15 protein-coding genes are annotated in these 13,970 nt (G+C 46.7%); all 15 read right to left on the bottom strand.

Annotation, left to right across the window (positions count from 1 at the left end):
• Positions 1 to 20 precede the first annotated feature (20 nt).
• On the bottom strand, positions 21 to 725 hold the full coding sequence (rpsB, locus tag BLQ99_RS06965) for a 30S ribosomal protein S2 (RefSeq protein WP_093689475.1): 705 nt from the start codon (positions 723 to 725) through the stop codon (positions 21 to 23).
• A gap of 170 nt (positions 726 to 895) precedes the next feature.
• Entirely contained in the window at positions 896 to 1,402 is a 507-nt protein-coding gene (locus tag BLQ99_RS06960) for a DUF6115 domain-containing protein (protein ID WP_093689473.1), read from the bottom strand.
• Between the two features lie 14 nt (positions 1,403 to 1,416).
• Positions 1,417 to 1,746, bottom strand: a complete 330-nt coding sequence (locus BLQ99_RS06955; RefSeq protein ID WP_093689471.1) for a hypothetical protein — start codon at positions 1,744 to 1,746, stop codon at positions 1,417 to 1,419.
• A 22-nt stretch (positions 1,747 to 1,768) separates the two neighbouring features.
• On the bottom strand, positions 1,769 to 3,394 hold the full coding sequence (locus tag BLQ99_RS06950) for a flagellar assembly protein A (RefSeq protein WP_093689469.1): 1,626 nt from the start codon (positions 3,392 to 3,394) through the stop codon (positions 1,769 to 1,771).
• 18 nt (positions 3,395 to 3,412) lie between these two features.
• The gene (locus BLQ99_RS06945) at positions 3,413 to 4,171 is read right to left on the bottom strand and encodes a FliA/WhiG family RNA polymerase sigma factor (protein ID WP_093689467.1); all 759 of its coding nucleotides are present in this window, start codon (positions 4,169 to 4,171) and stop codon (positions 3,413 to 3,415) included.
• Positions 4,172 to 4,201: 30 nt separating this feature from the next.
• Positions 4,202 to 4,501, bottom strand: coding sequence for a hypothetical protein (locus tag BLQ99_RS06940; RefSeq protein ID WP_093689465.1), 300 nt, complete (start codon positions 4,499 to 4,501; stop codon positions 4,202 to 4,204).
• Between the two features lie 14 nt (positions 4,502 to 4,515).
• Entirely contained in the window at positions 4,516 to 5,001 is a 486-nt protein-coding gene (locus BLQ99_RS06935; protein ID WP_093689463.1) for a chemotaxis protein CheD, read from the bottom strand.
• Positions 5,001 to 5,621, bottom strand: coding sequence for a chemotaxis protein CheC (locus BLQ99_RS06930; protein ID WP_093689461.1), 621 nt, complete (start codon positions 5,619 to 5,621; stop codon positions 5,001 to 5,003). The genes BLQ99_RS06935 and BLQ99_RS06930 overlap by 1 nt, the downstream gene beginning before the upstream one ends.
• Before the next feature lie 11 nt (positions 5,622 to 5,632).
• On the bottom strand, positions 5,633 to 6,103 hold the full coding sequence (locus BLQ99_RS06925; RefSeq protein ID WP_093689459.1) for a chemotaxis protein CheW: 471 nt from the start codon (positions 6,101 to 6,103) through the stop codon (positions 5,633 to 5,635).
• Between the two features lie 17 nt (positions 6,104 to 6,120).
• Positions 6,121 to 8,154, bottom strand: coding sequence for a chemotaxis protein CheA (locus BLQ99_RS06920; protein WP_171904621.1), 2,034 nt, complete (start codon positions 8,152 to 8,154; stop codon positions 6,121 to 6,123).
• A 15-nt stretch (positions 8,155 to 8,169) separates the two neighbouring features.
• Positions 8,170 to 9,222: a protein-glutamate methylesterase/protein-glutamine glutaminase gene (locus BLQ99_RS06915; protein ID WP_093689457.1), complete on the bottom strand. Its 1,053-nt coding sequence runs from the start codon at positions 9,220 to 9,222 to the stop codon at positions 8,170 to 8,172.
• 22 nt (positions 9,223 to 9,244) lie between these two features.
• Positions 9,245 to 9,874 carry a flagellar brake protein gene (locus tag BLQ99_RS06910; RefSeq protein ID WP_281240875.1) on the bottom strand — a complete coding sequence of 210 codons (630 nt, stop codon included), beginning with the start codon at positions 9,872 to 9,874 and terminating at the stop codon, positions 9,245 to 9,247.
• 48 nt (positions 9,875 to 9,922) lie between these two features.
• Positions 9,923 to 10,810 carry a MinD/ParA family protein gene (locus BLQ99_RS06905; RefSeq protein ID WP_093689453.1) on the bottom strand — a complete coding sequence of 296 codons (888 nt, stop codon included), beginning with the start codon at positions 10,808 to 10,810 and terminating at the stop codon, positions 9,923 to 9,925.
• 1 nt (position 10,811) lies between these two features.
• Positions 10,812 to 11,903: a flagellar biosynthesis GTPase FlhF gene (gene flhF, locus BLQ99_RS06900; protein ID WP_093689451.1), complete on the bottom strand. Its 1,092-nt coding sequence runs from the start codon at positions 11,901 to 11,903 to the stop codon at positions 10,812 to 10,814.
• Entirely contained in the window at positions 11,904 to 13,964 is a 2,061-nt protein-coding gene (gene flhA / locus BLQ99_RS06895) for a flagellar biosynthesis protein FlhA (RefSeq protein WP_093689449.1), read from the bottom strand. It abuts the gene before it with no gap.
• Positions 13,965 to 13,970: the final 6 nt, after the last annotated feature.

The following is a 13,970-nucleotide window of genomic DNA, read 5'->3' as shown; positions in this document are numbered from 1 at the left end:
CCCTTACCTTCCCAAACGAATTATGCTTCTGCCGCCAGTTGTTCGCCTTGGCGACCTTCCAGAACAGCATCGGCCATTTTGGAAGTCAATAGTTTGACAGCACGAATCGCATCATCATTGCCCGGAATGACATAATCAACCTCATCTGGATCGCAGTTGGTATCCACGATCGCCACAATTGGAATACCAAGCTTACGCGCTTCGGCAACAGCAATGCGCTCTTTGCGCGGGTCAATAATAAACAGGGCGCCGGGTAATTTATTCATATTCTTAATACCGCCCAGGAATTTTTGCAGTCTTTCCATTTCGTGCCGCAGAGCAATAACTTCCTTTTTGGGCAGCAGGTCAAAAACGCCCTTTTCTTCCATGTCTTCAAGTTCGCGCAAACGGTTAATCCGCTTTTGGATAGTCTGGAAATTGGTCAGCATACCGCCGAGCCATCTTTCATTAACATAGAACATGTCGCAGCGGGTCGCTTCTTCTTTCACCGCTTCCTGTGCCTGTTTTTTCGTACCTACAAACAAAATCGATTGGCCTTGGGCAGCAACGTCACGGATGAAGTTATAGGCTTCCTCCACTTTTTTGACCGTTTTCTGCAGATCAATAATGTAAATACCGTTACGCTCCGTAAAAATGTAAGGAGCCATTTTGGGGTTCCATCTCCTGGTTTGGTGACCGAAATGGACACCAGCCTCCAGCAGCTGTTTCATGGAAATTACCGACATATTCTGCACCTCCTGTTAATATACCGCCGCATTCCTCATTTTTTGTCTTCACCGCTTACGGCACAGTGACAAAATTAGAATGCGTGTGTGATTTACACCAAAAGTTAGTATACCATATCTTCCTAATTATAACAAGCAAAATAATCCGTTTTGTTAGTATACAAAAATTTTCATCTTTTATTCAACTGTAGCATTAACATAACTTCACCTTTGCCAATCCCAGTGGCTTTAGCAATTTCAGTTATATTGTAACCCTGTTCCGCCATGGCGAAAACAAGCCGCCGTTTGCCATTTCCCGTTTCTTGGGAATACGGATTCGCCTCAGCCTTTTTGCCAGTATCTTGGACTATGCCTATATTCTGCTCGTTCGGTACAGCTTGCTCCGCAAGAGAAGTCCCTGCTATACCTAATTGTTCAAAAACCGCTGCTGCCTGGATTTTTTGATCTAAAGCAGTCATCTTGGCGTCTGCTTCTTCTAATAAATATTCAAGATGAGCAATTTGTGTCTCTAACCGTCTGAGAATATGGTCAGCGGTTTGTTCAAGCTGTTGCTGAAATTCCTGCGCCGGCGCCGCCGTATTAAGGGAAAACAGCTTTTGCAGCATGTCCTTTTTAGTTACAACAAAAAAAACAAAAAAAAGGAGAACAACAAGCGTAACGGTAATTCCGGTAAGCAAAATTCCCACCTCGACTATGTTTTTAAATCCACGTTATGCCCCCGGATCGGGTCTTCTGCGCTTGCGCTATGAACAGGTTTTCCGGGTATTTCTTTGTCTGTTTGACCTTTCCGGTTACGTCCCCTATCTTGTTTCTCCTTATACTCTTTTCCCCGTTGAATTTTAGCGCCTTCATTTTTGGCGGCTCCCTGAACTTGGTGCTGACGGTTAGCCATAACCTGTTGCCATTGTTGCCCGAATATTTGCTGCTGCAATGTCGGTTGATGGTCGGTGATTTCCTGGGCCTTGCTCACTTCAGTTGCACGGGTAATCAGTACCTGTAGGTCCATCGGTCTGATATTCACGTTCCCACCACCCTTATTCACCTTACTTATAAGGGCCGACCTTTATTTCGCCATCCTCGGCATAAAACGTGACAAAACTTAGTGTTTCCCGAATGGGTTTTACTAATGACCCTATGATGATTTTGACTCCAGGGTAGACGGTATCACGCACTCGTATCTTGCCATGCCGCATTTCCTCAAAAGCAACTTCGATCTCGTTTATGCGATTTCGCATTGTTTCTACTTGCCCGACAAGATGAAATTGAGCTTTCGTCAGTCGTAACATCATTTCGTGCTTATCTTTCGGCATGGTAGCCTGATCCATAGCGCGGAGAAGCCCTAAAGCTTTTTGAGTTTGTTCGAGAGTAAACTCCAATTTTTTAATTTCCATGCGCAGTTTTTGATATTCTTCCCGCAGTAGCGGATTAATCCCCACTCCTAAGTCGGTATTGGATGCCAAATGGGTACCGGTAACTTTCGCTCTGATTTCTTCTCCGGCCAGCACTCGACCACCAGCAATCAGTCCTCTTCGCCCCTCCACAACTACTCGTTTACCAGCGCTGATCCGACTATGGAGAATAACGTCGCTGACCAACACGTCTGAGCCGGCATAAACTGTGGCGTTTTCGATAAATTTTGCCACAACATTTTCGGTTGCCTTAATATAGCCACGATTCATGCCCTGAACACCCATTCGTACACAAACATTTTTCCCTTCTACAGTCCCGCCGCTGACCGTACCGGCAACTTCCACATCACCTTCAGCTTTGACCAAAAATCCGGCCTGCACTGAACCACGAACAATTATATTGCCAACAAAATCAATATTGCCTGTGGACAAATCTACATCGCCATTTATCTCTATAACCGGAACCACATTGAGCTTATTGTTGGTAATGATTAGCTGCCCGGACATTGTGGCGACGATTTTACCGTTATCTATCATTTGCACATTCTTGCCTAGTGGCGGCAAAATATCTTTGCCAGGTTTTGGCGGCACCGGCTGTCCTAAAACATCGATGCCAGGGGTACCAGGAGTTGGCGGCACCTTTTCGGCTAATAAATCACCCTCGCGCACAATGGTAAACATGTTCAAATTTTTAAAATCAACCCGACCATCTTCGAGTTCAGCCGGTTTACCTTTGTTTTCCAGATCAACATAGTACTTGATATAGGCGTCTTGGCCGTCCGTTGGCCAAAGCCCGCGCGCACATACCACCTTTAGACCAGGGTGAGCAAAAGCTCTTTGAATGGCGGCATGGTCAAGGCCATAAGTTACTCCGACCTGCTTAATTTTTTCTAAAACTTCGTCCATAGTTACGGGACGACTCCCTTTAGGAGCAATAATCTGCAACGTTGCTTCCATCCGATCCCGCCCTACCAGAACCTGAATCTCCGGTTCGGCCGAAAGCGGCGGTGGCGGAGCAATCCGTACCGGCAGCCCGGAAGCTTCTCGCACAGTACGCACGATAACAGGCAGGTCAAACCCTTTAATGGCCCGTTTTTCTAAATCAAGGAGAATAACGTGTTCACGAACAGGACTACCATTCCCTTGCGGCGGAAAGACAGTAAGAAAAACGCCACTATCGCTCAAGATAATTTGATAATAACCGTCTGATGCCTCGGTAGTTTCAGCGGTCCGTTCAAGTAGCCGTTCCTCGTTATCCAAGCGGATCCCTCCCCGGCATTATAAGAGACTGGATTTAAGGCGGGAAAGAGCACCGCGCAACCGGAAAATGGCTTTCGTGTGGAGCTGGGAAATACGCGCTTCCGATAGCTTTAAGACTAGACTTATCTCTTTTAACGTCAGTCCTTCATAGTAATAAAGAGAAATGACCAGACGCTCTTTCTCCGGGAGCCTGTCAATTGCTTTCGCTAATGTATTCTTTACTTCTTCCTGTTCAATTTCCTGGGCTAAATTGGGACTTGCCTGATTCACCGTTTCGTTCTGGACAAATTCTTCTAAAGGAACAAGGGTACTTGCGTTAAGTTGATTAATAAGCTGGTGAAGCTGCTCGACCGTAAAATTCATTGCCTGAGCAATTTCCACGTCGGTGGCCGATCGACCCAAGCTGTTTTCTAGTTCGGCAATCGTCCTCTCCAAAAGCCGTCCTTTCTGGCGTAAACTGGCGGGTAACCAATCCTGTACCCGTATTGCATCGAAAATTGAACCGCGGATACGGGCTACGGCATAGGTCTCAAATTTGATATTACGGCTTGGATCGAACCGTTCAATAGCGTCCAACAGGCCAAAGAAGCCGTAACTAATAAGGTCCTCTTTGTCTATATGCTGCGGAAGACCAATGGCTACTCTACCAGCTACCATTTTTACCAATGGTAAATATTTTTCGATTAGTTTTTCCCGAAGCTCCGGCTTTTTGCTAGCCTGATACTCCGCCCAGAGCCCGGCAACTTCATTTGCTTGGGTAAGAGCATTGTCCGTCATTTCGCCTAAAACCCCCATATATATGAAACATTAATCAGGGCGAACAACCCGTTCGACCATGTCGGGGGTCAAAGGACTGAATGACACACCAGCTGGTGCCTCACTAATAATATCGACATTTTGGCCTTTGGTCTTAAGCTCTTGCTTGAAACGGTTTAGGATATTTTGGCTGGCTTGCCCCAGGGCAAAACCAATAAGACCAAATATAAAAGCCGATATGGCAGAGCGATAAAGAAGGGTCAAGGGGCGAGCATCATTTAAAAAGCTGAACAACAATGTCAGTGCACCGGCAATGCCAGCCATTATTAAACTTAGCCGCACTTTCAGCACTCTGTCCCCCCGTTCTAGAGTTCCTTCTCGCCTTTATCAATCGTTTTAACCCGAAATACACCCGTATCAAGCTTCAGTTCCACTGTTCGTCCATAATTACCGCCCGTATCCTCTGCGATAATGCAAATATCCATTTTCCTGAGAACTGACTTGACTGCCTCGCTGTTTCGCTCTCCTACCCGCATAATGTCAGTAGTATTGGTAAAAGTGAACATCTGGGCACCGCCGGCAATCTTAGCTACAACGCGGTTTTTTGCTGCTCCTATTTTTAGCATTTCATCCAGCATAAGCGGCAGTGCCGTATCGGCAAATTTGGCCGGGTTTTCCGCCGAACGAGCCTGTTTGCTATCAGGCAGCATAATATGAGCCAGACCACCTACTTTTGTAACCGGGTCATAGAGAGCGATCCCCACGCAAGATCCCAAGCCGTAACTAATTAGGCTGGCTGGGCTTTTGCCGACCTTGTAGTCTGCCATGCCGACCTTAATGAGTTCGCCCATTATTCCTTCACCCCTATTGCTGCCAAAATCGTAGCAAGCGAACCAGGATCAGGGATGAGGAAAAAGTGACCCTTGACTCCATCGGCTTCTGTGGCAAATTCTGTTTCAATCACCAATGCATGATCGCCCATCTGGCCGAGCTGAATTAAAACAACGCTAAGAATTGCACCGGCCATATCCATCGCCAAGGCCGGAATGGACGGCAGCAGCGTAAGGCGGGTAAAATATGACAGAGCGTTTAAATAGGCACCGGCAAGAATATTGCCTATTTCCATAAGGGCGGATTCGTCCATGGCCGTAAGCGCCGTCGTTGTCCCGGGACTACGCCCCATAACCATGTCGACAAGACTAAAGGCACTATCACGCGGTAAAAGAAAAAGTATACTTCCCGGAGCCGGACCAAAAACGCGGAGATATACGCCGGCAACCATAGCATCAGGCCCGCCAACAACCTCAGGGACTTCACCTAAGGGTAATATAGCCACCTGTGGAACAGTCATATCAATTTTGCGATTAATTATCTGTGATAACGCGGTAGCAGCATTACCAGCCCCGACGTTGCCAATTTCGCGTAAAGCATCTAGCTGCAGCGCCGATAGTTTTAAAATTTCTTCCGACAAAACTTCCACCCCTATTCTCGGCCTTGCCGTGCCGGTTCTTGTCCCAGCCCGATAATGGCATCTAGATTCAATAGTATTAACAGTCGGTTATCGAGCTTGCCTACTCCGCTTAAATAACTCGCACCAACCGTGCCAATAGCAGTCTGAGGGGGCTCAATATTATCCCTGCCGATTGTTAAAACTTCGGAAACGGCGTCTACAATCATCCCGGCTGAAAGATCTTCAACTTTGACAATTATGATACGCGTATCGTCCGTAAACGGCTGAGGTTGAAGACCTAGCCGTTTCTTTAGGTCAATGACCGGCAATACGCTGCCCCGCAAATTAATGACGCCAGTAATATAATCAGGGGTGTGCGGAACACGGGTAATATCGGTCATTCGTTTTATCTCCTGGACCTGGAGGATACTAATGCCGTATTCTTCTTGTCCGAGTCTAAAAACTACCAATTGAACATCATTGTCGAAACCATTCTCGTGCATTTTTTCTCCCACCCCCGCTACATTAATGAGCCAACGTCCAGGATGAGGGCCACCTGTCCGTTGCCAAGAATGGTTGCGCCGGCGATAACTTTAATACCTGCCAATAGCTTACCTAGTGACTTAATGACAATCTCCTGCTGACCGATTAGAGTATCAACGACAACACCAGCGCGCTGTTCTCCCATGTGGATAATGACCACAAACAGTTCTTCCTGGTTTTTCCGGCCAGTTTCCGGCACATTCAACACTTTGGCAAGCCGCACTATAGGAATAATCTGGCCCCGTAGCAGAATAACTTCGTGGTTTTGGATTGTTTTGATATCCGCTGGCCCCACCTTGATGGTACTGTCGATGGAACTTAGCGGAATTGCGTAAATCTCTTCCCCGACCTTAACTAATAGCGCCTGAATAATGGCTAATGTCAACGGCAAGCGGATTTTAAACTTACTTCCTTCATTGACCTTAGTTTCTACATCTACCATCCCGCCAAGCGACTCAATCTTTGTCTTCACGGCATCCATGCCGACGCCCCGTCCGGATAAGTCGGTAATGTTGTCCGCCGTTGAAAAACCAGGGAGAAAAATTAAGCGAATGGCTTCGGCAACATCCATTTTATCTGCTTCTGCTTGGGAAATAAGCCCCTTTTGCACCGCTTTCTGCTTAACTGTCTCGGGGTTGATCCCCCTTCCATCGTCTTCAACTACAATAATAACGTTGTTGCCTTCGTGACGAGCGATAAGGCGAATTTCCCCAACCGGATTCTTGCCTTTCGCCTCCCGTTCCTCGGGGCTTTCTATACCATGGTCGATTGCGTTGCGCAGGAGGTGAACAAGCGGGTCGCCAATCTCATCAATTACAGTTCGGTCCAATTCAGTCTCTTCGCCTTGGATAATTAAGTTCACTTCTTTATTTAGTTCCCGCGATAAATCGCGTATCATGCGCGGAAACCGATTAAAAACTTGTCCGACAGGTACCATTCTTACCTTCATGACAACCGCTTGGAGATCAGTAGTAACACGATCCATCTGCTCAATTGTTTCAACCAAATCTGGTAGACGATGGGTAATGCCGATTTGTTCCAAGCGGGTTTTGTTTATAACAAGTTCGCCTACTAAATTTAAAAGAGTATCAAGTTTTTCAATATCAACCCGAACGGACTGCCCGCCTTTGACTTTCTTATCAACAGTACTATTAAGCCCAGGAATTGCAGTTTTTTCCGTTTCTTCATGGTGTTTGCCGCCTAGCCGCTTCGACTCGGCATCACCCGGTCCTGCAACAGCCGCGGCCTTCTCTAGTCTAGGCGCCGCTTCGCAAAGGATAACATTAACACTCTCGATTTCGGCAATGGAAAGCAACGATTGTTTTATTTTATCAGGTTCGGCATCAGAAATTATTACCGCCTGAAAGCTCAAATCGAAATTTTCTTTTTCCAGTTCCTCAGCCGGAGGAATACTTTTTATTACATCACCCAATGTATCAAGGGTGCTCATAACCATATAGGCCCTAGCTGACTTCAGCAGGCATCCCTCTCGTAGCCGGACCTGCACCGCATAAGCGCGCAGCCCTTGGCTATTTGCAGCTTGAATTATTTGGGTCTCTGTATCATTTAAATCAATTGCCGGCACTGGTCTTGCGGCAACCGAAGAGGGCGCCTTGCTGTCGGTAGACGTTTCTCCCTTGGCGAGGGCGGTAAGTGTTGCGACCAACGGCTTAATATCCAGATTAGTTTCATCGCTCACTGCCACTTGCTCTACCAACTGTTCTAGATTGTCCACACACTTGAACAAGGCATCAATAATCTCGCTATTTGCCTTTAGTACAGACTTGCGCAGTAAATCCAGAATATTCTCCATTTCATGAGTTAACTCGGCAATAGCTGTAAAACCCATGGTCGCAGACATACCCTTTATCGTATGGGCGCTGCGAAATATCTCATCAAGGACGGCTAAATTGCCCGGGTCTTGTTCAAGTTCAAGAAGACAACGGTTCAGAGTTTGCAAATGTTCGCGCGTTTCTTCTAAGAATACGCCCATATACTGGCTAGTGTCCACAGTCCGCACCTCCGTTTATTGGGTTACCGCTTTGATAACTTCTGCGGCAATGGCATTAAGTGGCAGTATCTTATCGACTACGCCAAGCTCGATTGCCGATTTTGGCATGCCAAAAACCACGGCCGTAGACTGGTCTTCGGCAATTGTATACCCATTACTGTTTTTAATAGCTTGCATCCCTTTCGCCCCGTCGTGTCCCATCCCGGTTAGGAGGACACCGACGGCTTGGGCTCCGTATATTCGGGCCACTGTTTCGAACAAAGGGTCGACCGAAGGACGATGGCCGGAAAGAGGCGGGGTCTGGTTTAATTTAACAAGCGTCCGGCCCCCCTCACGTTCCAATGTCATATGATAATCGCCTGGAGCAATAAACGCCGTCCCAGGCTGGATAAAATCATTATGTTCTGCCTCTTTCACTCTGATCGATGACAATGAGTTAAGCCTTTCGGCAAGCGACCGAGTAAATCCGGGAGGCATATGCTGAACGATAACAACGCCACAGGGAAAATTAGCCGGTAACTTCGTAATAATCTCTTGTAAAGCGCGCGGTCCACCCGTTGAAGCGCCAATAGCAACTACCTTTTCACTCCCCCCTGCCGGCGACTGTGGTATGGAAAGCGGCTTAGGGGCAGTAACAGCCATAGGCTGCAGGCGCTTAAGCAGTAGTTGGTTGAAATTAGAACGTGCCGCCGCCCGGCACTTTGCTACTAATTCCTGTTTAATCGCGTCAATACTGGCGATCGGTCCGGCTGTTTTCGCAATGAAATCAACGGCCCCGAGTTCCAGTGCCCGCAGGGTAGCTTCTGCCCCAGCCCGCGTCAGACTACTGACCATGACAACAGGGGTAGGCGACTCGCGCATAATGGCTTCTAAAGCCTTAAGTCCATCCATTACTGGCATTTCGACGTCGAGTGTAACAACATCAGGCCGTAGTTTTATTACCTTTTCGACAGCGTCTTTACCATTACGAGCTGTATCTATAACCGTAAAGTCTCTTTCGCCAGCAAAAAGATCGGACAATAATTTACGCATAAAGGCTGAATCGTCTACAATTAAAACTTTGATCACAAAATATCCCACCAGTCAAAAGTTATAGTCCTTTACGGCGGTCTTCAAGCTGTTTTTTAAATATGTAGCGGATTATTTTGCTGCGTTCCCGTTCCGCTAAATCCAAAAATTTTATGCCAATCCAAAATATGTCGCGGTCATGGTGGGGCTTTTCAATACGTACAACTTCCCCATTAACAACAATTAGGCCGGCTTCCGGAAGTTCAAAAGCAAGCTGTACCTTCATTCCTAAATCTAAAGCTTCTTTACTTACGAGCTGGATTCCGCCGCCGCTAAGGTCACGGCTACACGCTTGGAATGAATTTGAGAACTGCGCGGTTTCATTGTCGAATATACTGATTTCCACCGGTAACGCTGTGCGTACCCGCACAAAGGATCGCTGCTGAACTTTTATTATTTCGCGAGGCCGGGTCACAACCCATACCGGTAAAGGATGCAATTTTTTACTAACCAAGGTGCAAGTAAATTGGTAAGCTGTACCATTGTCGACTATTCTGACATGAAGATTATCGCCAAGGGACAAAAAGACTGGGTATCCCTTGCTCATGGGCATGGCAATGATCAAGTATTCATCTGTCACTTCCTCAATCCGGCTGGAGTAGCGCTCGGCTTTGTCGCCATTAGCAAGCATAACTTCCAGACGTTGGTTAATCTTTAAGATACTGTGCTGTATAAAGATTACCTCCTTTGCCGGATACTGTTACCACATCATTTCTAAAAACTTACTGAAGAAAGCTTTGATGCCCCGCGGCCGAGGAGTATTTTCCCCACAAAGGAGCCGCTGAGCAATATGTTCAATACACCGGGCCGATATGGTGTCAGGGTAAGAAAGCATAAGCGGTTTTTGCAATTTCACCGCATTAATCATATTGCGGTCTTCATAAACCAAGCCTAGGCTGGTAAAAGAAATTCCAAGAAACCGTTGCGTCACCTTAGCAAGTTTATTTATGGCCATGTCTCCTTCTTCCTTATTGGCGACGCGATTTATGACCAATTTAAGCGGCGCCGTCCCTTGGTGGCTAGCATAAGCTTTTATCATGGCATAGGCATCGGTAATCGCTGTCGGCTCCGGTGTTGTGATAATAATTACTTCATCCGCGGCCATAACAAAATTGAGAACGTTACGGCTTAAGCCGGCGCCCGTATCAATTAAGACCAGGTCCGCCCAACTGTCAAATAATGTGATTTGACTGACAATACGGCTAAGTTGGTCACCGCTTAAATTAGCAAGCTGATAAATCCCTGAGCCGCCGGACAAAAATTTAATGCCCCACGGTCCTTCAGCAACAATGTCATAGATATTAAGTCCTTCGTTAAGCAAATGCAATATATTGTAAGGGGATGAGCTACCCAATACAATGTCAACGTTGGCCATGCCAAGGTCAGCATCGATTATAACGACCTTTTGCCCAAGACTAGCAAACGCCAGTGCTAAGTTTACCGTAAAATTAGTCTTCCCTACCCCGCCTTTACCACTGGTAACAGTAATAACCCGTGCCGGCCGGTCAAGCTGCTTTAAAATCGGCCTTTTGGTTGAACTATGGGCACTTTGTACCATTTGTCGCAACTTTTCGGCTTGGTCATACATACTAATCCCTCAAAATTAAATTTACTAATTTACTGGGGTTAGCGAGCTCGATATCATCTGGTACGTTTTGGCCACTAGTTACATAAGACAGTTTTGTTGGAAACTGATAAAGCAAGTTGAGAACCGTACCCAGATTACTGGCCTCGTCAATTTTAGTAAAAAGAAATTTTTGCGGCGAACACACACTAAACTTCTTGACCAGTTCCAGCGCATCCTTGTATTTTGTTGTGGTACTGAGAACCAGATGCGTATCAATATAAGGATCTACGGAAAGGAGAGCCTGAAGTTCCGCCAACTGATACTGGTTGTTGGGACTGCGTCCAGCCGTATCAATCAATACCAAATGTTTGTCCCGGTGACGGTATAAAGCGGCTTTCATTTCATCAGGAGTATAAACAATCTCTATGGGAATACCGATGATGTCGGCATAAGTCTTTAACTGTTCTACTGCCGCAATCCGGTAAGTATCGGCTGTAATTAAAGCAACTTTATAGCCGTCACGTAGCGCAAAATTAGCGGCCAGTTTGGCTATCGTCGTCGTCTTGCCTACTCCGGTCGGACCAATGAGGGCCACTACTTTTGTCCCATTTTGCGGAATGGTGATACCCTCGACCTTTTGGAAATAATTGCATAGGCGGTCGAATAAAAGCTGGCGCACAATGGGTGATGCAGCACCGATAATAGAATTATCGTCAGGAAGCCCTTGAACAAGATTGCGGGCGATGTCTGGTTCGACATCGTTTTTTACAAGGAGCTGATACAAAGAGGAAAGCCGTTGCTCCTGCTGCGGTATCTTACTAACAAGCTGTTCCAACAGCTTGCGCATATTTGCCAATTCAAGCTGCATTGATGCAACCTTAGCCTCATCCTCGACTGAAGGCCGCACAAGCGTCGGTTTAGCCAAAGCGGCAGACCCTACAGGTGGTGTGTCCACAGCAGCCATTACTTCGACCATTTCTTTGCCGAAAAAGCCTAAAAAACCGCCCTTGCGAAATTTGCGCGTATGCAAGATAACGGCGTCGCGTCCCAGGTCGCTTTTAACCTGCGCCATGGCGTCATTTATCGTGCTAGCTGTGTAGAGTTTAACTTTCAATTATACCTTCACCACCCCAAGTGCTTGCACCTCAATCTTTGGTTCTAATTCTGCATATGATAAAACGGTAAGATTAGGCGCCACGCGTTCTGTCAGTTTCCGGAAATAAAGTCTGGCAGAAGGACTAGTCAAAACAATGGGAAGGAAGCCAAGTCCAGTAAGTTTAGGCAGTTCATTAGTCAAGCTGTTAATTACCGCCTGTACAATATGCGGTTCAAGGGCTACATAAGTTCCCTGCTCCGTCCGCTGCACCGCACCAGTAATCATGTTTTCCAGTTGAGGATCGACGGTAAGGCAGGTCAAATTATTATTTGGTGCGTACTGGCGAGTTATTTGCCTTGCCAAAGCGTGTCGCACATACTCGGTTAGAAGCTCCGTATCCTTCGTTAGCGGCGCGTAATCGGCCAGAGTTTCCAGAATTGTAACCATATCGCGGATGGACAGACGCTCTCGCAATAAATTAGCCAGCACTTTCTGAATTTCACCCAAGGATAGTAAATTAGGTACAATCTCTTCCACAAGTACCGGATTAGTCTGTTTTACAGCATCAATTAGGGTCTGTACTTCCTGACGGCCAAGAATTTCGGCAGCATGAGTCTTAATTACTTCGGTAAGATGCGTGGCCAAAACCGACACCGGATCAACAACAGTATAGCCGGCGAGTTCAGCCTGTTCACGTACCGTTTCCTGAATCCATAAGGCTGGGAGACCGAAAGCGGGTTCCACTGTTTCGATTCCCGGCACTTCTTCATAGACCGTACCAGGATTCATCGCCAAATAGTGATCAAGTAACAATTCGCCCTTTGCTATTTCAATACCTCTTAATTTTATGACATAGGCATTGGGTTTTAACTGAATATTGTCGCGGATGCGAATAGTCGGCACAATAAGTCCTAGCTCCAAGGCACATTGGCGACGAATCATCACTACGCGATCAAGCAGGTCACCACCCTGACTGACATCAACTATTGGAATAAGGCTATAGCCAATCTCTAGTTCCATGGGATCAACCTGCAGCAAAGAAACAAGGTTTTCCGGCTTGCGGACTTCCTCCATCTCCTTTTGTTCCTGCCGTGACACCTCAAGCTGCGCTGCTGTTTTTACCGTATTATGCAAAACATAGGCAATTCCCGCGGCAAAAACACTGAGAATGAAAAAAGGCACACCAGGCAAGCCGGGAACAAGACCTAACAGGGCCAAGACACCACTGGCCAAGAAAAAAACGCGCGGATTGGTCATAATCTGGCTGGCAATGTCCTGGCCAAGATTCGCTTCCGATGCGGCCCGGGTGACGACAATGCCCGTCGCGGTAGAAATTAATAACGCCGGGATCTGGTTGACTAAGCCTTCGCCAACCGTAAGCAGTGTATAAGTTTCCAGCGCCTGTACGACGCTTAGATTGCGCTGCACCATACCAATAACAAAACCGCCAATGATATTGACGATAATAATGATGATGGCGGCAATAGCATCACCCTTTACGAATTTGCTAGCGCCATCCATCGCGCCATAAAAATCGGCTTCCCGCTGAATGTTCTTTCGGCGTTGCCGGGCTTCAGCATCAGTGATAAGTCCGGCATTAAGATCAGCGTCAATACTCATTTGCTTTCCCGGCATAGCGTCCAAGGTAAAACGGGCAGCTACTTCCGCTACTCGTTCTGCCCCTTTAGTAATAACAATAAACTGAATAATAATTAAAATGACAAAAACAATGAACCCAACGACTGGATTGCCGCCTACTACAAAATTGCCAAAAGCCGTAATTACCTCACCGGCATAACCGTCAAGCAAAATCAACCTGGTTGAAGAAACGTTGAGGGCCAAACGGAATAGGGTCGTGATCAACAATAAAGACGGAAAGACGGAAAACTGCAGGGCCTCGACATTGTAGATAGCGACCATGACAATGATCAACGCGAAGGTGATGTTAAAAGCCAGCAGTATATCCAATAAAAAGGCCGGTAAGGGAATAATCATCATTACAACGATCGTTACAATGCCAATAGCTATTAATACGTCACTATACTTAAGAAAATTAGCCAAGGGTGTCTGCGTAATCAACCTTTC

This window comes from Sporolituus thermophilus DSM 23256 (assembly GCF_900102435.1).
Lineage (GTDB): Bacteria > Bacillota > Negativicutes > Sporomusales > Thermosinaceae > Thermosinus > Thermosinus thermophilus.
The sequence above is the reverse complement of the archived record's forward strand: the minus strand, read 5'-3'. Positions and strand labels throughout refer to the sequence as shown.

Bases quoted from the DNA above. Each gene is read 5' to 3' on its own strand.
- BLQ99_RS06925 (WP_093689459.1), bottom strand. From the start codon at position 6,103: ATGCACGAGAATGGTTTCGACAATGATGTTCAATTGGTAGTTTTTAGA.
- BLQ99_RS06935 (WP_093689463.1), bottom strand. From the start codon at position 5,001: ATGGGCGAACTCATTAAGGTCGGCATGGCAGACTACAAGGTCGGCAAA.
- BLQ99_RS06945 (WP_093689467.1), bottom strand. From the start codon at position 4,171: ATGACGGACAATGCTCTTACCCAAGCAAATGAAGTTGCCGGGCTCTGG.
- rpsB (WP_093689475.1), bottom strand. From the start codon at position 725: ATGTCGGTAATTTCCATGAAACAGCTGCTGGAGGCTGGTGTCCATTTC.
- BLQ99_RS06905 (WP_093689453.1), bottom strand. From the start codon at position 10,810: ATGTATGACCAAGCCGAAAAGTTGCGACAAATGGTACAAAGTGCCCAT.